The following is a 25538-nucleotide window of genomic DNA, read 5'->3' on the forward strand; positions in this document are numbered from 1 at the left end:
TTGCCATTTTCCGCGCTCTCCGCCCCCGGCAGGGTGGAGCGCATGACAACGACAACAACCATGCGTGCGATCAGTCAGGACCGCCTCGGCGGCCCCGAGGTCCTCAAGGAAGTGGAGATGCCGCGCCCGGAGCCGGGCCCGAGTCAGGTACTGGTCCGCGTGCGCGCGGCGGGGGTCAACCCGACCGACTGGAAGCACCGCGGCGGCCGGATGTTCCTCGGCGAGCCCCCGTACGTCCTCGGCTGGGACGTCTCCGGCGTGGTGGAGGCCGTCGGCATGGGCGTCACCCTGTTCAAGCCCGGCGACGAGGTGTTCGGGATGCTGCCCTACCCGTACGGGGTCGGCTCCCACGCCGAGTACGTCACCGGTCCCGCGCGGGCTTTCGCCCGCAAGCCGGCCGGCATCGACCACGTCCAGGCCGGAGCCCTGCCGCTGGCCGCGCTGACCGCCTACCAGGCGCTCGTCGACACGGCGCGCGTCCAGGCCGGGCAGCGGGTGCTGATCCACGCGGCGGCGGGCGGCGTCGGCCACTTGGCCGTGCAGATCGCCAAGGCCCACGGGGCGTACGTGATCGGCACGGCGAGCGCGGGCAAGCACGCGTTCCTGCGTGACCTGGGCGCCGACGAGGTGATCGACTACCGGGAGACCGACTTCGCCGACGAGGTGAACGACGTCGACGTCGTCCTGGACACCATCGGCGACGACGACTACCGCGCGCGTTCGCTGCGCACCCTGCGCCGGGGCGGCCTGCTGGTCTCCATCCTTCCCATGGGCGGGGAGGAACTGGCCGCGCGGGCAAGCGAGTTCGGCGTCCGGACGGAGCTGCTGCTCGTCGAGGCCGACCACGCGGGCATGAACGCGGTCGCCCGGCTCGCCGAGGAGGGCCGGCTCCGCGCGGCGATCGCGGGCACCTTCCCGCTGGCGGACGCGGCCAAGGCGCACGAACTGGGCGAGACGGGCCGGACGGCCGGCAAGCTGGTGCTCACCGTCGGCTGACGCGAGGCCTGGGACCGCCGGGCCGTCACCGCGGGCGCAGGGGTGTGCCGACGGCCACCCGCGCCCGCGGTGACCGACGGGAGGGCGGTCGCGCGTGACACCCGCCGCGCTGGGGCGTTGTGCGGTGCATGAACCAGACGAACGGTGGGACGAACGGCGAAGAGAAGAAGGCCCCTGCGGCGGGTGGCCCGGCCGCGGAGGTTCCGGCCGTGGGCGTGGTGGTCGCGCGCACGGGCCGGCTGGCGCGGCTGGGGGATCCGCTGGCGTACGCCATGGACCTCCTGGCGCCGAAGCTGCGCGGGCGGCTGCGTCTGGTGGGCCGGGACAGCCGGTCCACCGCGGAGGGCGCGCGGAGGGCGGTGCGGGAGCTGGTGGAGGTGGAGCGGGCCCGGATCGTGCTGACGCTGGCGGGCACGGAGGTGCTGCCGGCGGTGGCCGACGCCTGCGAGGAGGCGGGCGTCCCGTGCCTGTCGAGCACCTTCCCCTGGCAGGTGTACTACTACGGCGGTGCGCGGCGGCGCTGGACGTACCACTTCTGCTGGGGGCTCGACGACATCGCCGAGACGTTCGCCGACCTGTGGGAGGCCGTCGGCGGGACGGAACGCCGGGTCGGGTGCCTGTGGAACGACGGCCCCCAGGGCGCATGGTCGCGCCACGCGACGCACGGTTTCCTTCCGGCCGCACGCGCGCGTGGCCACCGCCTGGTGGACCCGGCCGGGTACCGTGAGCCCGCCTCGGCCCTCGGCGGCCATGTGGCAAGGTTCCGGGAGGAGGGGGTGGACGTCGTCACGAGTGCGGCGACCGGTGCGGACCTGGGCGTGTTCCGGCGGGAGGCCGCCGCGCGGGGGCTGCGGCTCCGGCTGATCACCTGCTCACGGTGGCTCGCCTATCCGCCCGCCGCCTCCGCTCCGGCCGCCCAGGCACCCCAGGCGAACGTGGCGACGCTCGTGTACTGGACCCCGGCCCACCCGTACCGCTCGTCCATCGACGGTACGAGCGCCGCCGAGCTGGCCGAGGGGTACGAGGGGGCCACGGGCAACCAGTGGCTCCAGCCACTGGGCCTGGCGTACGCCCTCGTCGAGGTGGCCGCCCACGCCCTGGCCACGGCCGGCGACCCGACGGCCCCCGCGTCCGTCGCGGCAGCGATCGGTACGACCCGGCTGGACACGGTCGCGGGCCCGCTGGACTGGACGTCCGGCCCGGTACCGCACATCGCGACGGTACGGCTGGCGGGCGGTCAGTGGCAGCGGGGCCGCCGGCACCCGTACGAGTTGGTGGTCGTCGACGACCGGGGCGTGCGGGGGTTGCCGGTCGGTGGCGAGCTGCTGCCGCTGGACGAACCTCACTGGGCGACGGGCCCCTCGCCGGCCGCGGAGCCGTCGTGACCGCGGTGGCGGGACCGCCTCAATTGTCAACCTGGGGTTGCGGTCCGACGGTGTGTCAACTTACGGTTGACACATGACGAAACCAGTCGGCATGACGCATCCCGTCCGTCTCGACGACCTCATCGAAGCCATCAAGAAGGCACACACCGACGCGCTCGACCAGCTCTCCGGCGCCGTGATCGCCGCCGACCACCTCGGCGAGCTGGCGGACCACCTGATCGGCCACTTCGTGGACCAGGCCAGGCGCTCGGGCGCCTCCTGGACAGACATCGGCAAGAGCATGGGGGTCACCAGGCAGGCCGCCCAGAAGCGTTTCGTACCGAAGTCCGGCGAACCCTCGGAACTCGACCCCGCCCAGGGATTCGGCCGCTTCACCGACCGCGCCCGCAATGTCGTGATGGCCTCTCAGAACGAGGCCCACACCGCGGAGAACGACACGATCAGCCCCGCCCACCTGGTGCTCGGGCTGCTGCACGAACCCGAGGGGCTCGCCGCCAGGGCGATCACCGCCCAGGGAGTGTCCCTCGACGCGGTCCGCCAGGAGGCACGGGCGGCGCTGCCCCCGCGCGCGGACGGCGTGCCCGGCCTCGTCCCCTTCGACGCCGGGGCCAAGAAGGTCCTGGAACTGACCTTCCGTGAGGCCCTGAAGCACGCCCACAACCACGTGGGGACCGAGCACATCCTGCTCGCCCTGCTGGAGTTCGAGGACGGCCGGGGTCTCCTCACCGGCCTGGGCATCGACAAGACGGCCACCGAGGCGCACGTCACGGCGGCGTTGGCGGCGGCCGTGGACGGGACCGCGGCGGAGGAGGCCTAGAACTCGGGGTCCCCTCCCCCGGCACCCGCCGAGCCACCACGAACGCGGGCGCCTGCGGTCGGGGCGCCGCGGAGGGGGTGACGCCGCCCGGGTGCGGGGGGGGCCAGTCCGCGGAGGGGTGCGCCGCCCGCCCGCGGAGGGGTGGCGCACCCACCCGCCCAGCGGTTGCGCCGCCCATCCGCCCAGCGGTTGCACCGCCCGTCCGCCGAGGAGCCAAACCGGGGCCGGCCGCGCGGCCACGGCGCCGGGGCGGACGAGGCGGCGATCGCGAAACGGCGTACCCAGCGAGGGCGTTGCTCGGGGGCACCCCGGTCGCGGCGGGCCGCGGGACCGCGACGCGGGGTGGTTTGCAGGACCGGGCCGCACGGGGCGGGCAGCACGCGGCAGGCAGCAGGGACCGGTCCGCAAGACCGAGCCGCACGCGGCAGGCAGCAGGCAGCAGGCATGGATCGCAGGACCCAACCGCACGCGGCAGGCCGTGGGGACGGGCAGCAGGGACGGGCCTCAGGGGACCGACCCGCAGGGCAGGGCCGCACGCGGCGGGGCGCGGGCCCCGAGAGGGAGAGACCGGGCCTCAGGGCCGGGCCAGAGGGGCCGGGCCGCAAGATCACTGGGGCCGGCAAATCCCTGGGCATTGTCAGTGGCCCTCCCTACGATGGTCCTCAATTCCGAGTCCTCCTCGGTGACCTGCGCGTATGCCCGCGCGGGGTGCCGAGGTCAGGGCCGGGCCCATCGCGATTCGTGAGGGGGGGACCCCGCGATCGCCCGACCCGCGCCCACGGCCGTCCGTCCGGAGCCGTGCGGTGGCCCCACTGCGCCCATGAACCTTCACTCGCCCCAGCCGCCAGAACCGTCCGAACCGTCGGTGAACACCTTCCAGGTCGACCTCCGGGGCCTGGTGGACCTGCTGTCCCACCACCTCTACTCCAGCCCGCGCGTCTACATCCGCGAGTTGCTGCAGAACGCGGTGGACGCGGTCACCGCCCGTCTCGCCCACGACCCCGCCGCCCCGGTGGCCATCCGGCTCACGGCCACCGGCGAAGCCGTCGTCATGGAGGACAGTGGTATCGGCCTCACCTCCGAGGAGGTGCACACGCTCCTCGCCACCATCGGACGCAGCTCCAAGCGCGACGGGCTGGAGAGCGCCCGGCAGGAATTCCTCGGCCAGTTCGGCATCGGGCTGCTCGCCTGTTTCGTCGTCGCCCGGCAGATCCGCGTCGTGTCCCGCTCCGGCCGCAAGCCGGACGAGCCGCCCGTCGAGTGGGTGGCGAGCGACGACGGCTCGTACACGGTACGGACGCTGCCGCACGACGCGCGGCCCGAGCCCGGCACCACGGTCCGGCTGGAGCCGCGGCCCGGCGCCGAGGAGTGGACCGAACCGCGGCGCGTCGCCGAACTCGCCCAGGACTTCGGGTCGCTGCTGCCGCACGAAATCACCTTCACCGGGCCGGACGCCACCGACCGTCCGCTGACCGAGCGGCCGGCCGTGTGGGACCGGCCGTACCCGACACCCACCGCCCGCCGGGTCGCACTCGCCGGGCACTGCGCACGGGTCTTCGGGTTCACGCCTCTCGACTCCATCGACCTGGACCTTCCGGTGGCCGGCGTGCGCGGTGTCGCGTACGTCCTGCCGTCCCCCACGAGCCCCGCCGGCAGGGCGGCCCACCGGGTCTACCTGAAGGGGATGCTGCTCACCGACCGGGCGGACAATCTGCTGCCCGACTGGGCCTTCTTCGTGCGGGTCGTCCTGGACACCGACACACTGCGGCCCACCGCCTCCCGGGAGAACCTGTACGACGACGAGACGCTCGCCGCCGTGCGGGACGCGCTGGGCGTCCGCGTCCGTGAGTGGCTCACCGAACTCGCGGCCGGGGACCCCGACCGGCTGGCGGCGCTCCTCACCGTGCACCACCTGGGCGTGAAGTCCATGGCGCGGCACGACCCGGAGCTGTTCGCACTGATGCTGCCCTGGTTGCCGTTCGAGACGAGCGACGGCCGGGTCACGCTCGACGAGTTCGTACGCACGCACCCGCAGGTCCACTTCACGCGGACGGTGGAGGAGTTCCGGCAGGTCTCCCCGATAGCGGCCGCCCACGGCCTGGGCGTCGTCAACGGCGGGTACACCTACGACTCCGACCTGATCGCCCTGCTCCCCCAGGTCCGGGAGGGCGTCACCGTCAGCGCGCTGGACGCCGGCGCCGTCACGGCACACCTCGACCCCGTCGGGCCCCAGGAGGAACTGGCCCTCGCTTCCTTCCTGGCCACCGCCCGCACCCGCCTGGACCCCCTCGGCTGCGACGTGGCGCTGCGGTGCTTCCAGCCCGTCACCGTGCCGGCGCTGTTCCTCGACGACCGGGAGGCCCGCCACGAGCGGGACCGCGCGGCGGCCGAGGAGGGAGCCGACAGCCTGTGGAGCGACATCCTCGGCGCCCTGCGCGGCTCGGCGCCGCGCGCCCGCCTCGTCCTCAACCACAACAACCCCCTGGTGCGGCGTGTCGCGGCCATCACCGACGCCGACCTGGCCGGCACCGCGGTCGAGTCGTTGTACGGGCAGGCGCTGCTCATGGCGCAGCGCCCGCTGCGGCCGGCCGACACCTCCCTGCTCAACAGGGCGTTCCTCGGGCTCCTCGAATGGGCCACGCACCCGACCACGGCTTCCCAGGAGGGCGACGCATGACCACCCCCGAGCACTCGCCCCAGCACTCGCCCGAGGACATCCGCCGGGCCCTGTGGGAGAACAATTCCGCGCCCAACGGGCTGCTGCGCAACGCCCGCGCCGAGGAACTGGTGGCCGCCGCCGAATCGACCGGTGACCGCGATCTGCTCCGGCAGGCGCTGTTCGGTCTGATCCAGGCGTACGAGTTCAGCAGCGAGCGCGGCAAGATGCTGGTGCCGTTCGCCCGGCTGATGCGGGAGTGGGACCAGGACCCGTCCGCCTTCGACAGGGGTGACAGCCACACCTTCCACTGGATGTTCAAGTGGGTCAGTTCCGGGATGCTCACGCTCCCCGAGATCCCGCTCGCCACCATGGAGCAGTGGCTCACCGAGATGGAGCGCCGCTACCGGGTCGCCGGATACACGGAACGGGCCGTGCGGCAGGGAGAGTTCGACCTCGCCGACCACACCGGCGACACGGAACGGGCGGCGCGCGCGTTCAGCGCGTGGACGGCGGCGGACCGCGACCCGATGGCCAACTGCCATGCGTGCGAGCTCAACGACCAGGGTGCCTACTGGGTGAGGCAGGGCCGGGACGACAGGGCTCTGGACACCTGGCAGCCGGTGCTCGACGGCAACTCCAGTTGCATGGAGGAGCCGCACCGCGTCCTCGCCCAGTCGCTGCTGCCGTTGGTACGGACGGGCCGGCTGGACCAGGCACGCGCGAACCACCTGCGGGGGTACCGCATGGCGCGCGGCAATGACAGCCTGCTGCCGTCGGTGGCCCTGCACATCGAGTTCTGCGCCCTGACCGGAAACGAGGGCAGGGGACTGGAACTGCTCTCCGAGCACGCGTCGCACCTCGCGTCCGACGGCGACCCGGGCCAGCGGCTGGACCTGCTGGGAGGGACGCTGGTCCTGTTGCGCCGACTGATGGCCCTCGGTATCGGGGACGGTCCCGCGGTCGCCCACGGGGGGCGGCAGCGTACGGTGCGGGAGCTGCACGACCTGCTCGACGCCGAGGCCTGGGCGATCGCGGCCCGCTTCGACGCGCGCAACGACAGCGACGCCACATCAGGCCGGCTGCGGGACCGGCTGGACCGTGAGCCGCTGGTGGACGCTCTCCCGCTGGGTGTGCGGGCGGAACGGCTCGGCGCCGGCGCCGTCTCCTCGGCGGCGGGCGCGCCCGCGGGCACGGGCGCCGGAGCGGTCACCACGGCCGGTGCGCGCAAGGCCCCGGCCGCCTCCCTGCCGGAGCTGGTCGCCGAAGCGCGGGACCTGCGCGCCCAGGGGCACCCGCGTGCGTCGGCCGTCTGGGACCGGGTCGCGGCCCTCGTCGCGGAGAGCGGCGCGGCCACCGACGCGCTGCTCGCCGCCGACCTGCTGGACCAGCGGGCGCTGCGTGCCGGGCGCGCGGGCGAGGACGGCGCGCGCCAGTTGCTCGAGCGGGCCGTGGCGGCCTACCGGAACGCCGGCGAGCCGAGCCGGGCCGCCCTGGCCGAGCTGCGCGTTGCGTCCGCGGCGGCGCAGTCGGGTGCGGAGGCGGACGAGATCCGGGCCCTGCTCGGTACGGCCGCCGCCTCGGCGGAGGCCCTGGACCCGGCCGACCGGACCAGGACGCGGCGGATCGCGACGGTCGCCCTGATGCGGGCCAAGTTCGAGGCGATCCTGCGGGACGGCGAGAAGGAGCGGAACGACGGCATTGAGAAGAACGGGGTGGGCGGGGAGAACGGGGAGAGCGACGACGCCTCGCGGTTCGACGCCGATCTGGCCGCGTTCGTCACGCGGTTCGCGGAGGCGTCCGGTGGGGACGACGTCGACGACCTCCTCGCCGAGGCGGAAAGGCTGCGGGCCGACCACGCCTGGCGTGCCGGTGCCAGCGAGGAGGCGGACGCGCTGCTGGCCTCGGCCGCCCGGCGGTGTGTCGACGCCGGCCGCCCGTGGGACGCGGCCGAACCGCTCGCGCGGCGGGCCCGGCTGCTGATGGCGCTGGGGCGCCCGCGGGACGCCGAGGACGCAGCACGTGCGGCGCTCGCCCACAGCGCCGAGATCGTGGCGGCGGACGAGCTGGGTCGGATACGGCTGACCTTGGCGGAGGTCCTCCACGGGCAGGACGGCAAGGAGGCGGAGGCGGCCGACCACGCCTTGGAGGCGGCGCACTGGTTCGACGCCGCCGGCGAGTCGGCGGGCGCGGGAGCGTACGCCCGGCTGGTCCTGGCCCAGGCCCTCGGGGAGACGGGGCGTGCCGCCGAGGCCGCCGAGGTGCTGGAGTCGGCGCTGCCCGACCTGCTGGAGCACGGGGAGGAGCAGGCGGTACGGGCCCGCGACGCCCTGGCCCGTAACCTGCGGGCCCTCGGCGACCACCGGGCGGCCGCCGAGCAGTACCTGCTCGCCGCGGAGGTGACCAAGGGCTGGGACCACGCGGGGCCGCACGCCCACTTCGCGTCGCTCGGCGCCGAGTGCCTGTCGGCATCCGGCATGCGGGACGAGGCCGTCGCCGCCTACCACCGGGCCGTCGAGCTCTGGCAGGGCCTCGACGATCCGGGAGCGCTCGCGCGGACCCTGCGCGCGCTGGCGTGGCTGGAGGCCGGGGGCGGGGACACGGACGCGGCGAAGGAACTGATGTCGCGAGCCCTCGCCGCCGTCGACGGGGACGCCCCGGAGCTGCTGGTGGAGCGCGCGCGTACGTGGTCCCAGACGGCCGAGCTGCTGCTCGACGAGCTGTACGAGGACGAGGACGAGGAAGAGGACGAAGAGGAAGAGGAGAACGAGGGCGGGGACGACGAGGGGGACGACAGCCGCCGGGAGGTGGTGCGACTCCTGGAGCGGGCGGACGCGGCGTTCGCCGCGCTGGGCCCGGACCTCCTGGAGGAGCGGGTGCGTTGTGTCGTGCGGATGGCCTGGACGGAGCGGGAACTGGACCGTGCCGATGAGGCCGCCGAGCGGATCCGGGCACTGATGACCGAAGCCCGCGCCGTGGACACGGACGAGGGGCGTTCCGCCGTCTCGCGCCTGGAGCGCACGCTCGGCCACCTCACCCGCTCCGCCTGACCTCTGTGGCCGTTCGGTGACCGGCCGGCACGGCGGCCCGTGCACTGCCCCTGATGAGGCGGTGCACGGGCCGCGCCGTACGCACCCACCGTGTCGTGCGGCTCCTGGCCGAGGGCACCGTCCCCGGCCATATCCTCGTCCGGGCGAGGGCCACCGGGCCGGAGCCGGAGGACGACGGCAGGAAGGAGCCGTGATGCGCGTCGCGCTGTTCGTGACCTGCGTCAACGACGCGGTGTATCCCGCGACCGGGATCGCCACGGTGCGGCTCCTCGAACGCCTCGGCGTCGAGGTGGATTTTCCCGCGGCCCAGACGTGCTGCGGCCAGCCGCAGTTCAACACCGGCTACCGGCGCGAGACGGAGCGGCTGGCACGGCGTACGGCACGGGCCTTCGAGGGGTACGAGTACGTCGTCACCCCTTCGGGTTCCTGCGCGGCCATGGTGCGCGAGCACTACGCCGGGCTCGGCGAGCCGGAGCTGGGGCCGCGTACGTACGAGCTGACGGAGTTCCTGGTCGACGTGCTGGGCGTGACGGACGTGGGGGCGTACTTCCCGCACCGGGTGACGTACCACCCGTCGTGCCACGGTCTGCGGCTGCTGGGACTGGGCGAGCGGCCGCGCCGGCTGCTCGCCGCCGTCAAGGGGCTGGAGCTGGTGGAGCTGCCCGGCGCGGAGGAGTGCTGCGGTTTCGGCGGGACGTTCGCGGTGAAGAACCCGGCGGTGTCGGTGGCGATGGGCCGTGACAAGGCGCGTAACGCGGTGGCGACGGGTGCCGAGGTGTTGTGCGGTGCGGACAACTCGTGTCTCATGCACATCGGTGGTGTGCTGCGACGCGAGGGTGAGCGGGTACGGGCGGTGCACATCGCCGAGATCCTGGCCAGTACGGAACCCCGTACGGGCTCCAGTACGGAACCCCGTACCAACGCCGGTACGGAAGAGGAGCCGCCGCGGTGAGGGGAACATTCCTGGGCATGCCCGCCTTCCCGGAGGCGGCCGGGGAGGCGGTGGCCGATCCGGTGCTGCGGCGGAACCTGCGGCACGCCACGCACACGATCCGCGACAAGCGGGCCCGGGCGGTCGCGGAGCTGGACGACTGGGCGCTGCTGCGGGAGGCGGGGAAGCAGATCAAGGACCGTACTCTGCGTCACCTGGACAGCTATCTGCTGCGGTTGGAGGAGGCCGTCACGGCGGCCGGAGGCACGGTCCACTGGGCGGCGGACGCCGGCGAGGCCAACCGGATCGTGACCGAGCTGGTGAAGGCGACCGGTGAGCGGGAGGTCGTGAAGGTCAAGTCGATGGCGACCCAGGAGATCGGCCTGAACGAGGCGCTCGAGGCCGAGGGGATCGCCGCGTACGAGACGGATCTGGCCGAGCTGATCGTGCAGTTGGGCGATGACCGGCCTTCTCACATCCTGGTTCCGGCGATCCACCGCAACCGCGGGGAGATCCGGGACATCTTCCGCGACCGGATGGCCGACTGGGGCCGGCCGGCGCCCGCCGGCCTCACCGATGCGCCCGCCGAGCTGGCGGAGGCGGCCCGGCTGCACCTGCGGGAGAAGTTCCTGCGGGCGAAGGTGGGGATCTCGGGCGCGAACTTCATGGTGGCCGAGACAGGCACGCTGGTCGTGGTCGAGTCGGAGGGCAACGGGCGGATGTGCCTGACGTTGCCGGAGACCCTGATCTCGGTCGTCGGGATCGAGAAGGTCGTGCCGACGTGGCGAGACCTGGAGGTGTTCCTCCAGACGCTGCCGCGGTCGTCGACGGCGGAGCGCATGAACCCGTACACCAGCATGTGGACGGGGACGGCGGACGCCGACGGCCCGAGCGCCTTCCACCTGGTCCTGCTGGACAACGGCCGTACCACCGCGCTCGCCGACGAGGTGGGTCGCCAGGCGTTGCGTTGCATCCGCTGCTCGGCGTGCCTGAACGTCTGCCCGGTGTACGAGCGGGCCGGCGGGCACGCGTACGGTTCGGTCTACCCGGGCCCGATCGGCGCGATCCTCACACCGCAACTGCGGGGCACGACGAGCGACATCGACGCCTCCCTGCCGTACGCGTCGACGTTGTGCGGCGCCTGCTACGAGGTGTGCCCGGTCGCCATCGACATTCCCGAGGTGCTGGTCCACCTCCGCGGCGAGGTCGCCGAGCGGGGCGGTAAGGGTCACCGCCTGGAGAAGGCGGCCATCAAGGCGGCCACCTGGCTGCTGGACCACCCCGCCGCCCTCGCGGCCGGCGAGCGGGCGGCCTCCGCGGCCCGCGGGGCGCTCCCGTCCAGGCCGCCGGGCGCCGGGGCCTGGACCGACGGCCGTGACCTGCCCGAGCTGCCGGAACGATCGTTCCGCGACTGGTGGAAGAAGAACCGCGCATGACCTCCCGCGAGCGGATCCTCGCCCGTGTCCGCGCGGCCACCTCCGGTGCGCCGGAGGCCCCCGAGCCGACCCGTGACTACCGTACGAGCCACTCCCCCGAGGATCCGGCCGCCCTGCTGGACCTCCTCCACCACAACCTGGCCGACTACCGGGCCCACGTGCACCGCGTGACCGAGGACGAACTGCCGACCCTGATCGCCCGGTTGCTCACCGAGCGCGGGGCGGCCTCGGTCGCCGTGCCGCCCGGCCTGCCGACGGCGTGGCTGGCGGCCACGGAGGCCGAGCGGCGCCACGACACGGCCGGGCGCCCGCTGACCGCGTACGAACTCGACGCCACCGATGCCGTCGTCACCACCTGCGCGCTGGCGATCGCCGAGACCGGCACGATCGTCCTGGACGCGACGGAGGGCCAGGGGCGGCGCGCCCTCACCCTCGTACCGGATCTGCACCTCTGTGTCGTCCGGGCGCCCGAACAGGTCGTCGCCTCACTGCCACGGGCCCTGCCGCGGCTGGATCCGACCCGGCCGCTGACCTGGATCTCGGGGCCGTCGGCGACCAGCGACATCGAACTGGACCGGGTGGAGGGGGTGCACGGCCCGCGCACGCTCGACGTCCTGCTCGTCACCGCGAGGTAGCCGGGGCAGCCGGGGTAGCGGGCGAGCAGTCCGGCAGGCAGCCGTTGAACGGCCCGCCGGGAGCCGTCGGACGGCCCGCGGGCAGCGCCAGGTGGGGCGGGCGCCGCGGGGCGCGCTCCGGGGGTGACCGGCGTGGGTGACCGGCCTGGGGCGCGCGTGGGCGCGGGCGGGGGGCGCGTGCGCTGCGGCGCGACACGCGCACATGTGCGCCAATCCCCCATCACTATGCGTAACGCAGATTCACTACGCGTGATAACGCGAGGCGGGTCACGCGCCTGTTCCACGGCCGCCCGCCATGTGGATCATCATACGAAAGGGAAGCAGCCCATGGCAGTCGAGACACGCCCGGCCCCCGCGGAGCCGAAGATCCAGACGCAGGAGAAGATCCAGCTCAGCCTGAGCACGCGGGCGGCGCGCAATCTCGCCACCACCACCAAGTCCGAGCCCCAGATGCAGGAGATCAGCTCGCGCTGGCTGCTGCGCAAGCTGCCCTGGGTCCATGTGCCCGGCGGCACCTACCGGGTCAACCGCCGGCTGTCGTACGCCGTCGGAGACGGTCGGGTGACCTTCGTACAGACCGGTGCGAAGGTGCAGGTCGTACCGGCCGAGCTGGGCGAACTGCCGCTGCTGCGCGGATTCAGCGACCCCACCGCGCTGGCGGCGCTGGCCGACAAGTTCGTCCAGAAGGAGTTCGAGCCGGGCCAGGTCATCGTGGAAGCGGGCCGCAAGGCCGACCAGGTCTTCCTCATCGCGCACGGCAAGGTCGAGAAGGTCGGCAAGGCCAAGTACGACGACGGGGAGACGCGCCTGGGCATGCTCGCCGACGGCGACTCGTTCGGCGGGCGGATGCTGGCGTGCGACGCCAACGCCAAGTGGGAGTTCGGCGTCCGGGCCACCACCAGGACCACGGCGCTCGTGCTCACGCAGGCCGCGTACAAGCAGGTGGCGGGCCAGTACGAGTCGCTGCGCAACCACGTGCAGGGGCTCACGTCCAACGGGCACAAGCCGACGAACAAGTACGGCGAGGTGGAGATCAGCTTCCTCTCCGGCCACGAGGGCGAGCCGGACCTGCCCGCGACCTTCGTGGACTACGAACTCGAGCCCCGCGAGTACGAGCTGAGCGTGGCGCAGACGGTGCTGAAGGTGCACAGCCGTGTCGCCGACCTCTACAACCAGCCGATGAACCAGACCGAGCAGCAGCTCAAGCTCACCATCCAGGCGCTGCGCGAGCGCCAGGAGCACGAGCTGGTCAACAACCCCGACTTCGGACTGCTGCACAACACGGACTACGACCAGCGCATCCAGGCCCACTCCGGCGCGCCCACGCCGGACGACCTCGACGACCTGATCAGCATGCGCCGCAACACGCAGTACCTCTTCGCCCACCCGCGCACGATCGCCGCGTTCGGCAAGGAGTGCAACAAGCGGGGCCTGTACATCGGCAGCGTCGACGTCGGCGGGCACCAGATCCCCGCGTGGCGCGGCATCCCGATCCTGCCGTGCGGCAAGATCCCGATCACCGAGCACCACACGTCCTCGATCATCGCGCTGCGTACCGGTGAGGACAACGAGGGCGTCATCGGCCTCTACCAGACGGGGCTCCCGGACGAGTACGAGCCGGGCCTGAACGTGCGCTTCATGGGCATCGACGAGAAGGCGATCATCTCCTACCTGGTCAGCACCTACTACTCGGCCGCGATCCTGGTCCCGGACGCCATCGGCATCCTCGAGAACGTCGAAGTACGCCCCCGCGCCGAGTAGTCGCCCCACCGCTCCCGGCGTCACGAACAGCGGTTGAAGGAGGGCGGGGACGGTGTCATCGCGTTCCCGGTGCGGGACGCCGCCACCCACTGTCCCGGCCCCTCCCCCCACACACATCACAAGGAGTCCCCCCAGCATGACCATGACCACCTCCTCGGACGAGGTGCTCCGCACCGATTTCCAGAAGTCCGTCGCCGCGTACTGGAACACCAATCAGCAGGACCCGGTCAACCTGCGGCTCGGTGAGGTCGACGGCCTGTACCACCACCACTACGGCCTCGGCGACTACGACCCGTCCGTACTGGAAGGCCCGGAACAGACCCGCCAGGAGCGCATCGTCCGGGAACTGCACCGCCTGGAGACCGCGCAGGCCGACGTGCTGCTGGACCACCTCGGCCCGGTCACCGCCGACGACCGGCTGCTCGACGCCGGTTCGGGGCGCGGCGGCACCAGCATCATGGCCAACCAGCGCTTCGGCTGTTACGTCGACGGCGTGTCCATCTCGGAGTACCAGGTCGGCTTCGCCAACACCCAGGCGGAGGAGCGCGGCGTCAGCGACCGGGTGCGGTTCCACTTCCGCAACATGCTGGACACCCGTCTGGAGGCCGGTTCCCGCCGGGCCGCCTGGACCAATGAGACGACCATGTACGTGGACCTCTTCGAGCTGTACGCCGAGATGTCACGCGTACTGCGGCGCGGAGGCCGTTACGTCTGCATCACGGGCTGCTACAACGATGTCACCGGTGGTCGTTCCAAGGCAGTCAGCCGCATCGACGAGCACTACACGTGCAACATCCATCCACGCAGCGAGTACTTCAAGGCCATGGCGGCCAACGACCTCGTGCCGATCACCGTCGTGGACCTGACGGCCCGGACCATCCCGTACTGGGAGCTGCGCGCGAAGTCCGCCCTGGCCACGGGAATCGAGGAGCCCTTCCTCACGGCGTACAAGGAGGGCAGCTTCCACTACCTGCTGATCGCGGCGGACCGGGTCTGACGCGTCGGACGGGTCCGGCACGGTGTGGGAGCGCGCCGAGGCGTACCGTGGGCTGGTAGGCAGCCTGCCGTAGCGCACCTGGAAGGGACGGTGCCTCCCATGCCTGAGAATTCGCTGTTGCGGGAACCCGCCGCCGGGACGCACACGCACGGGCCCTGCCGGGGAGACATCGGCCGGCGCGTGGCCGCGCGCCGGGAGCAGCTCGGCCTGAGCCGCGAGGAGGTGGCGGTCCGGGCGGGCTCGGCACCCGGATACATCCAGTACCTGGAGGAACAGCCCGCCACGCCGGGGATCGGCTTCCTGCTGCGGCTGGCGGACGCCCTGGAGACCAGCGTCGTGGAGCTCACCGGCGGTACCGCCGACCTGCCCCCCGGCATGGGCCACGCCCCGCTCCACCCCGAGGTCGTCGACCTCGGCCTCGACGAGTGCCGCTCACTGCTCGGCACCCACGGCGTGGGGCACGTCGCCGTGACGACGCACGACGGCCCCGCCATCCTGCCGGTCAACTACCTGATCACCGACGGCGAGCTCGCGTTCCGGGTGGCGCCGGACGCGCTGGCGCCACTGACCGGGGACAGCCAGATGGCCTTCGAGGTCGATCACATCGACGACGTGCTGTGCCGCGGCTGGAGCGTCCTGGTCGTCGGCACGCCCCACCCGGTCACCGACCCGGAGGCGGCGCGCAGGCTCGACGAGCAGGCGTACAGCGCCCCGTGGAGCGGTGGGGCCGAGGCCCGTTGGGTGGCCCTCACACCCACCCGCGTCAGCGGCAGGCGCATCAACGTGCCGTACGCCCACGCGTAGCGCGGTCACGCCTACGTGGAGCGCGATCAGGCCCATGCGTAGCACGGTCACGCCTACGCGTTGCGCAGTCCCGCCCATGCGTAGCCCGGTCACGCCCACGCGCCGGCGCGGTCACGCTCACGCGGGGAGCGGGAGGGCGCAGACCTCCCCCGGCTCGACCGTGACGGCGACGCCGTCGGCCAGCTCGATGCCGATGGGTTCGCTGCCGGAGCCCGGGACCGCGATGTGCAGGTGGCCCGGTGTCATGCGCAGCCGTACGCCCCAGTGACCGCGGTAGCGGAGGGTGAAGTCGTACTCGGACAGCTCCGGCAGCGGCACCGGGTCCAGGCGCAGGACGCCGCCGCGCGTCTCCAGGCCGGTCAGGCCGCGCTGTACGAGGTCGAGGGTGCCCGCCATCGCCCCCAGGTGGATGCCCTCGCCCGTGGTGCCGCCCTGGACGTCGGCGATGTCTCCTTCGAGGGCCTCCTGGCAGAACCGCCACGCCTCGGCGCGCCGTACCCGGGCGAGGACCCATCCGTGCACCAGGCCGCTCAGTGTCGAACCGTGGCTGGTGCGGTGCAGGTAGTAGTCCACGGTCCGGTGCCAGGTCTCGTCGTCCAGGTCGTGGCCCAGGCGGCGCAGCAGCGCCCGCAGCTCGCCGGGTGAGAACAGGTAGCCGAGCATCAGCACGTCCGCCTGCTTGGACGCCTGGTAGCGGTTGACGGAGTCGCCCTCGGCCTCCAGGATCCGGTCGAGCCGGCGGATGTCGCCGTAGCGCCGCCGCCACCCCTCCCAGTCGAGTTCCGCCAGGTCGCCGAAGCCCTCGAACTGGCTGATGACGCCCTGGTGGAACGGCACGTGCAGGCGGCGCGAGACGTCGTCCCACAGTTCGAGCTCGCCGTGGTCGAGCTCCGTGCGCTCGGCGAGCTCACGCCTGCGCGGTTCCGGCAGGTCGTGCAGCAGCTCCAGGGTGCGGGCGAGCACCCAGGCGGCCGTGACGTTGGTGTACGCGTTGTCGTCGAGCCCCGGGCGGTCGGCACCCGGGTAGGCGTCGTGGTACTCGTCGGGGCCGAGGACGCCGCGGATGCGGTAGCGGTCGAGATCCTGGTCCCAGGCGGCGCGGCAGGCCCAGAAGCGGGCGATCTGGAGCAGCATCTCCGCGCCCTTGGTGTGCAGGAACTCGGTGTCGCCGCTGGCCTCGCAGTACTGCCACACGTTGTAGGCGATGGCCGAGCCGACGTGGTGCTGGAGGTGTGAGTGGTCGGGCAGCCAGCGACCCGAGCGGGGGTTGAGGTGGAGGAGCTGGGTCTCCTCACGGCCGTCGCTGCCGCTCTGCCAGGGGTACATCGCGCCGGTGCAGCCCGCGTCGCGGGCGGTGAAACGGGCGCGTTCCAGTCGGCGGTGGCGGTAGGTGAGCAGGGCCCGGGACACCTCGGGGAAGTGGAGGTTCAGGTAGGGCAGGACGAACAGCTCGTCCCAGAAGATGTGGCCGCGGTAGGCCTCGCCGTGCAGGCCGCGGGCGGGGACTCCGACGTCGAGGTCGGCGGTGTGCGGGGAGAGGGTCTGCAGGACGTGGAAGAGGTGCAGGCGCAGGATGCGGCCCGCCTCGTTCGGCACCTCCAGGGCCGCGCGGCGCCAGAGCTGTCGCCAGGCGGCGCGGTGGGAGTCCCGCAGCGTCTCGAAGCCGGGTGCGCGGCCGACCCGGTCGACGGCGGCGTGCAGGGCGTCGCTGATCGCCGCGTCGCGGGAGGTGTGCAGGGCGATGGTCTTGTCGACGACGACCGGGCTCCCGGGGCGGACCACGAGGCGGAGGCACTGGGTGACGCGGCGGTCGGCGTGGTGGACCGTGAGCGTGGCGTCCTCCGCACCGGCGGTGGTCGTGCGGGCGGCCATGCCGACGCGGATGTCGGAGTTACGCGTACGGCAGCGCAGCCACACCGTGTCGGCGCCGGCGTCGCCCGTGTGCACATGGGTGAGGTGGCGGGAGGCGAGCTGGCGGTAGCGGGCAACGCCGGCGTTGGTGACGTCACCGTCGAGGCCGGCCTCGACGTCCAGCGTGCCCGCCCAGTTCTCGGCGGTGAACTCGGTGCGCAACGCGGCCAGGTGCGGGGCGGCCATGTGGACGATCCGGGTCTGCCGCACCGCCAGTCGCCGTCCGTCGTCGTCCTCGTAGCGGATCAGACGCTCCAGGGTTCCGGCGCGCAGGTCGAGCGTCTGGCGGTGGTCGGTCATCTGGTCGCTGTCGGGTCCCAGCCACGCGCCGGGGGTTTCGGCGGCGTCGATGCGGTAGCGCAGTGGCAGCCAGTTCGGCAGGTTGACCATGTCCTCGTTCTCGACCGTCCGTCCGGCCACGTCGGAGGTGAGGCGGTTGTAGCAGCCCGCCACGTACGTACCGGGGTAGTGGACGCCGTCGGCGGAGTACTCGGTGGCGGCGCCGCGGGTGGCGAAGTAGCCGTTGCCGAGGGTGCACAAGGACTCGCGCAGGCTCTCGGTGGCGGCGGAGTACCCCTCGTACTCCCAGGTCCAGTCCGTCACGACGGCGCTCCTTCGCGGGCGGCCGGGAGCAGCTCCGCCAGGTCGTGTACGACGATGTCGGCGCCCGCGCGGCGCAGCGCGTCCCCCGTTCCGCCGACCGCCGTGCGGTCGACGCCCACGACCAGGCCGAAGCCGCCGCGCCGTCCGGCCTCGACGCCGGCCAGGGCGTCCTCGACGACCGTGCAGTCGGCGGGCGGTACGGCGAGCCGGCGGGCGGCCTCCAGGAAGAGCGCGGGGTCGGGTTTGCCGGGCAGCCTGAGCCGGGCGGCCTCCACGCCGTCGACGCGGACGTCGAACAGGTCCGCCGCCCCGGCCGAGGCGAGGACCTCGCGGGCGTGGCGGGAGGCGGAGACGACGGCGAGCGGGATGCCGGCGCGGCGGAGGGCGCGCAGCAGCCGCACCGCGTCCGGGTAGGCGTCGACGCCGCGCGTCCGGAGCTGCCGGGTGAACAGCCGCTCCTTCTCGGCGGCGACCGCCTCGACCACGTCGGGGGACGGGAGCGGCCCGCGGGCGGCGAGGAAGGCGGCCGCGCCGTCGAGGCGGGACTTCCCGTCGACGTATCGCAGGTAGTCCTCGGTGACGTCGAACGGCCGGCGCCGGGCGGGGTCCTCCGGAGGATGGGCCCGGAGGTGAGCGTCGAAGGCCGCCTTCCAGGCCGCGGCGTGGACCCGGGCGGAGTCGGCGACCACACCGTCGGTGTCGCACACCACGGCACGGGTGGCCCACAGCCCGTGGGCGGGCGCCTGTGGGGTCATGGGCGGGTCCTCCCAGCTCGTCCTGTCGGACCTCGACGGGTTCCCGGCAATGCCCGCCGTACGCGGCGCGCCGCCACCATCCGCACATCGCCCCGCTGGGGCGCGGTCAGGGGGGCGGGGAGGGCGGACTCGGCGGGGGGCGGGCTCGGCGGGCAGTCGGCTCGGCGGCCGGTCACCTCCAGCGGGGGTGCGCTCGCCGGGCGGTCGGCCTCGGCGGGGGGCCTCCGCAGGCGGTCGGCTCCGCGTCGGGCCTCGCCGGGCGGTCGGCTCGGCGGCCGGTCACGGCCGGCCCGTGGTCGGGCTCGGCCGGGGGTCACCTCGCTCGGTGGGCGGTCCCGCTGGGTCTGGGCCCCCTCGGCGGGCCGTCACGCTTGGCGGGTCGGGCTCGGCCGGCCGGTCACCTCTGGCGTGGGCGCCTCGGCCGGCGGGTGGCTCGGAGGGGGGTGGGCTCGGCGGCCGGTCACGGCCGACCCGCAGTCGGGCTCGGCCGGGCGCCTCGGCGGGCCGGCACGGCCGACCTGCGGTCGCCCCCGGCGGGGTCTCGGCGGCTGGTCGTGGTCGGCTCGCGTGGGGCCTCGCCGGGCGGGTGGCTCGGTGAGTGGTCACTCTCGGCGAGTGGTCACGATCCGTCACCCAGAAGTGGAACCTCTCCCGTCTCTTGATCCTCTTCCCTCCCGAAGCGCGCGCAGTCAGCTGAGGAGAACGAGAAGAGAGGGGAGGTCCGTCGTCGATGGCCCACACGCCGTACGGCCCGCGGCCGCCCCTCGCGGAAGGGCACACATGTTCAGCAAGGCTCTCGCGCCGGAGTACCAGGGTGCGCTCAGCGCGCTGTCGGTGAATTCCTCGCTCACGGACGTGCTCGCCGCGGCGACCGAGCAGATGGCCGCCGCCCGACGTGCGGGCGACGCGCACGAGACGGCGCGCGCCGCGCTCGCGGTGGCGGAGGCGCACCGAAGGCTCGGCCATGTCGAGGCGGCGGACCGGGCGTGGAAGTCGAGTTACCGCACGGCGCGTTCGGCCGGTGACGTACCGGCCATGGCGTGGGCGCTGTGGAGCGGCGGAACGCTGGCCCGGCAGCGCGGGGCGCTCGCGCTGGCCTTCCGGCTGCTCCGGTACGCGGCCGACCTGGGCAAACGTGGCGGTGACATCGTCGCCCACGGCTACTCGCTGGCCGGGCTCGCCGAGACGGGACGGATCCAGGGCGACTACGAGGCGGTCGGCGCGCTGCACGACGAGCTGCTCGCGGAGGCGCGCAAGCGGGGCGAGGCCCGGCACACCGTGTGGGCGCTGGAGGGCATCGCCCAGATGCACCGCAACAGCGGCCGGTACGACACGGCGTACGAGCTGTTCGAGGAGGCCGCCGGGATAGCCGCCGCCGCGGACGACCGGCGCGGTCACGCCTGGGCGTTGCGCGGGCTGGCCGACATCGTCTCCGTGCGCGACGGTGACACCGCCCGCGCGCTGGAGCTGCTGGGCCGTGCGGAGGCGGGCTGCCGGGAGATGGACCTGTCGAGCGCGCTGGCCTACAACCACAAGATGCGCGCCAACGTGCTGTACCGGGCGGGCCGGTACGCGGAGGCGCTGGAGACGTACGAGCAGGCGCTGGCCGAGTTCCGCATGATGGACGAGCCGCGTGGCGAGGCCTTGTCCCGCCTGGGCTCGGTCAAGGCCCGCGCCCGGCTGGGCCTCGCCGACCCGGCCCGCACCGCCACCGAACTGGCCGACCTGGCCGGCGTCCTGGACCGGATGGGCCTGCACGCCCGCGCCATGGTCGACCGGGCCCATGCCGAGCTCGGCCTGTCCCCCGAGGAGCCCCGCCGATGACACTCCCCCGCCCCTCCGCGACGAACCCCGCCCGGTCCGCCCCGGACGCTTCGTCGCCCCGCGGCGTCCACGGCACGGGGGGCCACGCGTACGCGTCCGACGGCTGTGGCGCGGCGGCGGCCGAGGCCCCCGCTCTCGACCACCCGTCCACGCCGCCCACCGCGCGGGACGCCGAGGGTACCGAGAGCGCCGAGGCGGTGCTGGCGAGGTGCCGCGCGTTGGTGGAGCCGGTGCTGCGGGCGCGGGTCGCGGGGATGCACGCGTGGCCGGCCGAGATGGCCGGGTACGCCTTCGGGTGGTGGGAGCACGGGGGCGGGCCCCGCACCGGCTCGTCCGGGAAGGGCGTGCGTCAGGCGCTGGCCGTGCTGTGCGCCGAGGCGGCGGGGGCGCCGGCGGAGACCGCGGTCGACGCGGCCGTGGCGGTCGAGCTGGTCCACACGTTCTCCCTCCTCCACGACGACATCATGGACGGCGACGAGACCCGCAGGCAGCGGCCGGCGGCGTGGAAGGCGTACGGGACGGGGCCCGCGGTCCTGGCCGGGGACGCCCTCTTCGCGCTGGCCTTCGAGGTGCTCGCCGGCTCGCCCGGCCCGCACGGCGGGGCGGCGGTGCTGCGCCTGTCGCGGGATCTGTCGGACCTGGTGGACGGGCAGGCGGAGGACCTGTTGTTCGAGGCGCGGCCGTGGGCGGGGCCCGGTGCCGTGCCGGTCGGCGCGTACCTCCGGATGGCCGAGCACAAGACGGGAGCGCTGCTGGGGTGCGCGGCGGCGCTGGGCGCCCTGCTGGCGGGCGCGCCGGCGGTGACGGTGGACGCCCTGTCCACGGCGGGGCGTGAGCTGGGCGTCGCCTTCCAGGTGGTCGACGACGTGCTGGGGCTGTGGGGTGACCCCGCGACGACGGGCAAGCCGGTCCACGGGGATCTGCGGCGGCGCAAGAAGACCCTGCCGGTGCTGGCCGCGCTGGCGGCGGGCACACCGGCGTCCCGGCGGCTGGCCGCCGTCCTCTCCGTACCGGGGCCGTTGGACGAGGCCGCGGTGCGGCGGGCGGCTCTGCTGGTGGAGGAGGCGGGCGGCCGGGAGGCGGCCCTGGGGGAGGCCCGGCTCCGACTGGACCGGGCGCGGGCGTGCCTGCGGGGCGTTCCGCTGGCGCCGGAACCGGCCGGCCGGCTCCTCGCGCTGCTGCCGTACGTGGTGGGCCGCTCGGTGTGACGCCGGGGTGGGGACGGCTCCGGCAAAGTCGGTCGACGCCAGGAAAACGGCCAATTCCCCACCCCGGCAGGCACATCCGTTATGAGGCAATGTCAGCGAATCTGCACACCGAATGTACAGGCGTCACAACGCCTCCCACGGGCCGTCATGACTCCGTCGGGACGTCCCGGCCGTTGATGCCGGAATGTCCCGTTCCGAAACGCCTGGACAACAGGGGGCGGAAAGACGGGCGGCCGGGCGTGTGAAGAAGTCGCCACCAACCCATGGACGCACCTGCACATCGACGTAATCAGGCCTCTGTGAACCGTCGTTACGAGCGCTCACCGGATTGGCTGAGCAACGCACCCCCGTGCTTTGATCCTTCGCACTGCGGCGATCGCACAAAGGCTCGCTCCGTAGTCATTTCGAGTTATCCGTGTGAAGGGAACCTCACCACATGAACCCCCAGATCCAGACCCAGGAGATCTCCGACGCCGACCTGGACGCCGTGTCCGGTGGCCTCCACAGCGCCGTTGCCAGCGGTGTCGTCGGCAGCGCGACCGCCACGCTCGACTCGGTCGCCCCGGTCTCCACGGTCGCCACGTCGGCCGTCGGTGCCGTCGAGTCCTTCGCCGGCCTGAACTCCTCGGCCGTCACCGGCTTCGTCGCCGGCCTCTGAGACGGCATGAGTGAGCCCCGGGACTTCCGCGTTCCGGGGCTCACCTCGCTGTTCTCTTCCTGAACCGGACACATGCAGTCGAGGGAAGAGTTACGTGCAGTTCCGCCAAAAGGCCCTTTCCAAGCTGCAATCTCCCGAGGAAATAGACCTGCCGGTGCGTTTCGCCCGGCCGCAGGGCCTTCTCGTGCTGGCCGTCACCGTCGTCGCGATGGCTGCCGCGGCCGTCTGGGCCGTCACCGGCTCGGTGGCCTCCACGCTCACGGCGCCCGGAATCCTCACCCATGGCAAGGGCAGTTACCTCCTCCAGAGCCCCGTCGCCGGTCAGGTCACCGGTGTACTCGCCGAGGAGGGCGACCACCTGCCCGCCGACGCGCCGCTGCTGAAGGTCCGTACCGCACAGGGCGATTCCGTGGTGCGCACCATCGCCGCCGGGCGTGTGACGGCCCTCGTCGCGACGATCGGGTCCGTGGTCACGACCGGCTCCGACGTCGCGTCCGTGGAACGGGTCGACACGCGGGACGCACCCCTGACGGCGACGGTCTACGTACCGGCCGACCGCGGCGCGACCGTACCCGTGGGTGCCTCCGTGGACCTCACCGTGCAGTCGGTGCCGACGCAGGAGTACGGCGTCCTGCGCGGCCGGGTGACCTCCGTCGGCCGGACCGCCCAGACCCGCCAGCGCATCAGCGCCTTCCTCGGCAACGGCCAGCTGGGCGAACAGTTCTCACGGGCCGGCCAGCCAGTGGCGGTCCTGGTCGAGCTGGAAAGGTCGTCCGCGACGAGGACGGGCTACGCGTGGTCGACGTCGGACGGCCCCGATCACCCCCTCGCCTCCATGACGCTGGTGAACGCCTCCGTGCACCTGGCCTCTCAGGCCCCCGTCGACTGGCTTCTCCCGTGAGCGCGCCGGGCGGCCGCCGCCGCGCCCCCACGCGCGCCGCGCCGAGGAAGAGGCGGCCGAAGGCCGTCCGCACCCCCACCGTCCTCCAGATGGAGGCCGTGGAGTGCGGCGCCGCCTGCCTCGCCATGGTGCTCGCCCACCACGGGCGTCATGTGCCGCTCGAGGAGCTGCGCATCGCGTGCGGCGTCTCCCGCGACGGCTCACGCGCCAGCAACGTCCTCAAAGCCGCCCGCGGTTACGGCCTCCAGGCCAAGGGCATGCAGATGGAGCCGGCGGCGCTCGCCGAAGTGCAGGCCCCGGCCATCCTGTTCTGGGAGTTCAACCACTACGTCGTCTACGACGGCACGGGCCGCCGTTTCGGCCGCCGGGGCGTGCACATCAACGACCCCGACAAGGGACGCCGCTTCGTCTCCCCGGAGGACTTCGACACCAGCTTCACCGGGGTCGCCCTCGTTTTCGAGCCGGGCCCGGACTTCCGCCGGGGCGGCCGCAGACCCGGGGTGCTGAGCGCCGTACCCGCGCGGCTGCGCGGCACGACGGGCACCCTGCTGGCGGCACTCCTCGCGAGCCTCCTGCTCGTCGTGGTCGGCGCGGCGGTGCCCGCGCTGAGCCGGACGTACATCGACATGTTCCTGATCGGGAACCAGACCTCCGTGCTGGGGCCGCTGTTCGCCTCGATGGCGGCGATGGTCGCCCTGACCGCCGTACTGACGGGGCTGCAGCAGGCCAACCTGCTGCGCGGGCGGATCATCTCCTCCACGCTCACCAGCGCGCGCTTCCTCCGGCACCTGATGCGCCTGCCGGTCACGTTCTTCGCCCAGCGAAGTCCCGCCGACCTGGTGCAGCGGCTCCAGTCCAACGACGCGGTCGCCGAGACGCTCGCCCGCGACCTGGCCGCCGCGGGTGTGGACGGCGTCGTCGTCGTCCTCTACGCGCTGCTGCTGTGGACGTACGACCCCCAACTGACCGTGGTGGGGGTGCTGATCGCGCTCCTCAACGTGGTCGCCATGCGGATGGTGATCCGGTTGCGGGCGACGCACACGCAGAAGCTGCGTGCCGACAACGCACGGCTGACGAACACCTCGTACACCGGCCTCCAGCTGATCGAGACGATGAAGGCGACGGGCGGCGAGAGCGGCTACTTCCGCCGTTGGGCGGGGCAGCACGCGACCACCCTGGAGGTGCAGCAGCGCCTCGGGGTGCCGAGCGCCGCGCTGGCCGTCGTCGCGCCCACCCTGGCGACCCTCAACAGCGCGCTGATCCTGTGGATCGGCGGACTGCGGGCCGTGGAGGGGCACATCTCGATCGGTCTGCTCGTCGCCTTCCAGGCCCTGGTGACGCGCTTCACCGCCCCCATCACCCGGCTGAACGGGGTGGCCGGCCGCATCCAGGACTTCGCCGCCGACGTGGCCCGGCTGAAGGACGTGGAGAGCTTCCCCGTCGACGCCCTCTACGCGCGCGTGGAGCCGGACGCGAGTACCCGCCGCCTCAAGGGTCATGTGGAGCTCGAGAACATCACCTTCGGCTACAGCCCGCTGGACAAGCCGTTGCTGAGCGGTTTCTCCCTGACCGTGGGGCCGGGACAACAGGTGGCCCTGGTCGGTGGTTCCGGCAGCGGCAAGTCGACCGTCTCCCGGCTGATCTCGGGCCTCTACGCCCCCTGGGAGGGGACGATCCGGATCGACGGCCGGCGCCTGGAGGACATCCCGCGCGGAGCGCTGGCCGCCTCCGTGTCCTTCGTCGACCAGGACGTGTTCCTCTTCGAGGGAACCGTCCGGGACAACGTCGCCCTGTGGGACCCCTCCATCCCGGACGACGCCGTCGTCGCCGCGCTCAGGGACGCCGCCGTGTACGACGACGTCATCGCGCGCCGCCCCGGCGGCATCCACAGCCGCGTCGAACAGGACGGGCGCAACTTCTCGGGCGGGCAGCGCCAGCGCCTGGAGATCGCCCGTGCGCTGGTGCGGCGGCCCAGCATCCTCGTCCTGGACGAGGTGACGAGCGCGCTGGACGCCCGGACCGAGCAGGTCATCATCGACAACCTGCGGCGGCGCGGCTGCGCGTGCGTGGTCATCGCCCACCGGCTGTCCACGGTCCGCGACAGCGACGAGATCGTGGTCCTGGACCACGGCACGGTCGTCGAGCGGGGCCGACACGAGGAACTGCTCGCCGCCTCCGGCGCGTACGCCGAGCTGGTCAAGGAGCGCTGA

19 protein-coding genes are annotated in these 25538 nt (G+C 73.2%); 17 read left to right on the plus strand and 2 right to left on the minus strand.

The genetic code is table 11. The features are described 5' to 3' along the window. Positions 1–42 precede the first annotated feature (42 nt). The 12 genes from ACZ6C1_RS07070 to ACZ6C1_RS07125 all read left to right on the plus strand — a co-directional run bounded on the left by ACZ6C1_RS07070 (position 43) and on the right by ACZ6C1_RS07125 (position 15468). Complete coding sequence (locus ACZ6C1_RS07070) at positions 43–996, plus strand: NADP-dependent oxidoreductase (protein WP_469238613.1); 954 nt, start codon at positions 43–45, stop codon at positions 994–996. 128 nt (positions 997–1124) lie between these two features. Beyond that, positions 1125–2381 (plus strand): ABC transporter substrate-binding protein, encoded by a 1257-nt coding sequence (locus ACZ6C1_RS07075; RefSeq protein WP_469238615.1) that lies wholly within the window; start codon positions 1125–1127, stop codon positions 2379–2381. A 73-nt stretch (positions 2382–2454) separates the two neighbouring features. After that, a complete protein-coding gene (locus tag ACZ6C1_RS07080) occupies positions 2455–3198 on the plus strand; it encodes a Clp protease N-terminal domain-containing protein (RefSeq protein ID WP_469238617.1) in 744 nt (247 codons plus the stop codon). A gap of 820 nt (positions 3199–4018) precedes the next feature. Continuing rightward, on the plus strand, positions 4019–5875 hold the full coding sequence (locus ACZ6C1_RS07085; protein ID WP_469238619.1) for an HSP90 family protein: 1857 nt from the start codon (positions 4019–4021) through the stop codon (positions 5873–5875). Beyond that, a complete protein-coding gene (locus tag ACZ6C1_RS07090; RefSeq protein WP_469238621.1) occupies positions 5872–8904 on the plus strand; it encodes a tetratricopeptide repeat protein in 3033 nt (1010 codons plus the stop codon). The genes ACZ6C1_RS07085 and ACZ6C1_RS07090 overlap by 4 nt, the downstream gene beginning before the upstream one ends. A gap of 53 nt (positions 8905–8957) precedes the next feature. Continuing rightward, positions 8958–9098 (plus strand): hypothetical protein, encoded by a 141-nt coding sequence (locus ACZ6C1_RS07095; protein ID WP_469238623.1) that lies wholly within the window; start codon positions 8958–8960, stop codon positions 9096–9098. Next, the gene (locus tag ACZ6C1_RS07100) at positions 9098–9856 is read left to right on the plus strand and encodes a (Fe-S)-binding protein (RefSeq protein WP_469238625.1); all 759 of its coding nucleotides are present in this window, start codon (positions 9098–9100) and stop codon (positions 9854–9856) included. The genes ACZ6C1_RS07095 and ACZ6C1_RS07100 overlap by 1 nt, the downstream gene beginning before the upstream one ends. Next, entirely contained in the window at positions 9853–11271 is a 1419-nt protein-coding gene (locus ACZ6C1_RS07105; protein WP_469238627.1) for a LutB/LldF family L-lactate oxidation iron-sulfur protein, read from the plus strand. The genes ACZ6C1_RS07100 and ACZ6C1_RS07105 overlap by 4 nt, the downstream gene beginning before the upstream one ends. Next, a complete protein-coding gene (locus ACZ6C1_RS07110) occupies positions 11268–11906 on the plus strand; it encodes a LutC/YkgG family protein (RefSeq protein WP_469238629.1) in 639 nt (212 codons plus the stop codon). The genes ACZ6C1_RS07105 and ACZ6C1_RS07110 overlap by 4 nt, the downstream gene beginning before the upstream one ends. Before the next feature lie 327 nt (positions 11907–12233). Next, positions 12234–13667, plus strand: coding sequence for a family 2B encapsulin nanocompartment shell protein (locus ACZ6C1_RS07115; protein ID WP_469238631.1), 1434 nt, complete (start codon positions 12234–12236; stop codon positions 13665–13667). Positions 13668–13809: 142 nt separating this feature from the next. Then, the gene (locus ACZ6C1_RS07120) at positions 13810–14664 is read left to right on the plus strand and encodes a geranyl diphosphate 2-C-methyltransferase (RefSeq protein ID WP_469239073.1); all 855 of its coding nucleotides are present in this window, start codon (positions 13810–13812) and stop codon (positions 14662–14664) included. A 99-nt stretch (positions 14665–14763) separates the two neighbouring features. After that, entirely contained in the window at positions 14764–15468 is a 705-nt protein-coding gene (locus tag ACZ6C1_RS07125; RefSeq protein WP_469238633.1) for a helix-turn-helix domain-containing protein, read from the plus strand. Between the two features lie 117 nt (positions 15469–15585). Here the strand turns inward: ACZ6C1_RS07125 and ACZ6C1_RS07130 are convergent, their stop codons facing one another. Next, positions 15586–17982, minus strand: coding sequence for a glycoside hydrolase family 65 protein (locus ACZ6C1_RS07130; RefSeq protein ID WP_469238635.1), 2397 nt, complete (start codon positions 17980–17982; stop codon positions 15586–15588). Beyond that, positions 17979–18737 carry an HAD family hydrolase gene (locus tag ACZ6C1_RS07135; protein WP_469238637.1) on the minus strand — a complete coding sequence of 253 codons (759 nt, stop codon included), beginning with the start codon at positions 18735–18737 and terminating at the stop codon, positions 17979–17981. Before ACZ6C1_RS07135 ends, ACZ6C1_RS07130 begins: the two co-directional genes overlap by 4 nt. Positions 18738–19517: 780 nt before the next feature. Between ACZ6C1_RS07135 and ACZ6C1_RS07140 the strand changes: the two genes are divergently transcribed. The 5 genes from ACZ6C1_RS07140 (at position 19518) to ACZ6C1_RS07160 (ending at position 25538) form a co-directional block, all read left to right on the plus strand. Further along, a complete protein-coding gene (locus ACZ6C1_RS07140) occupies positions 19518–20561 on the plus strand; it encodes a tetratricopeptide repeat protein (RefSeq protein WP_469238639.1) in 1044 nt (347 codons plus the stop codon). Then, a complete protein-coding gene (locus tag ACZ6C1_RS07145; RefSeq protein ID WP_469238641.1) occupies positions 20558–21769 on the plus strand; it encodes a polyprenyl synthetase family protein in 1212 nt (403 codons plus the stop codon). Before ACZ6C1_RS07140 ends, ACZ6C1_RS07145 begins: the two co-directional genes overlap by 4 nt. 436 nt (positions 21770–22205) lie before the next feature. Continuing rightward, positions 22206–22427, plus strand: coding sequence for a type A2 lantipeptide (locus ACZ6C1_RS07150; protein ID WP_469238643.1), 222 nt, complete (start codon positions 22206–22208; stop codon positions 22425–22427). A 94-nt stretch (positions 22428–22521) separates the two neighbouring features. Next, the gene (locus tag ACZ6C1_RS07155; RefSeq protein ID WP_469238645.1) at positions 22522–23328 is read left to right on the plus strand and encodes a hypothetical protein; all 807 of its coding nucleotides are present in this window, start codon (positions 22522–22524) and stop codon (positions 23326–23328) included. Between the two features lie 89 nt (positions 23329–23417). Beyond that, positions 23418–25538: an NHLP family bacteriocin export ABC transporter peptidase/permease/ATPase subunit gene (locus tag ACZ6C1_RS07160; RefSeq protein ID WP_469239075.1), complete on the plus strand. Its 2121-nt coding sequence runs from the start codon at positions 23418–23420 to the stop codon at positions 25536–25538.

It is taken from the genome of Streptomyces sp. NPDC041796 (genome assembly GCF_055590785.1).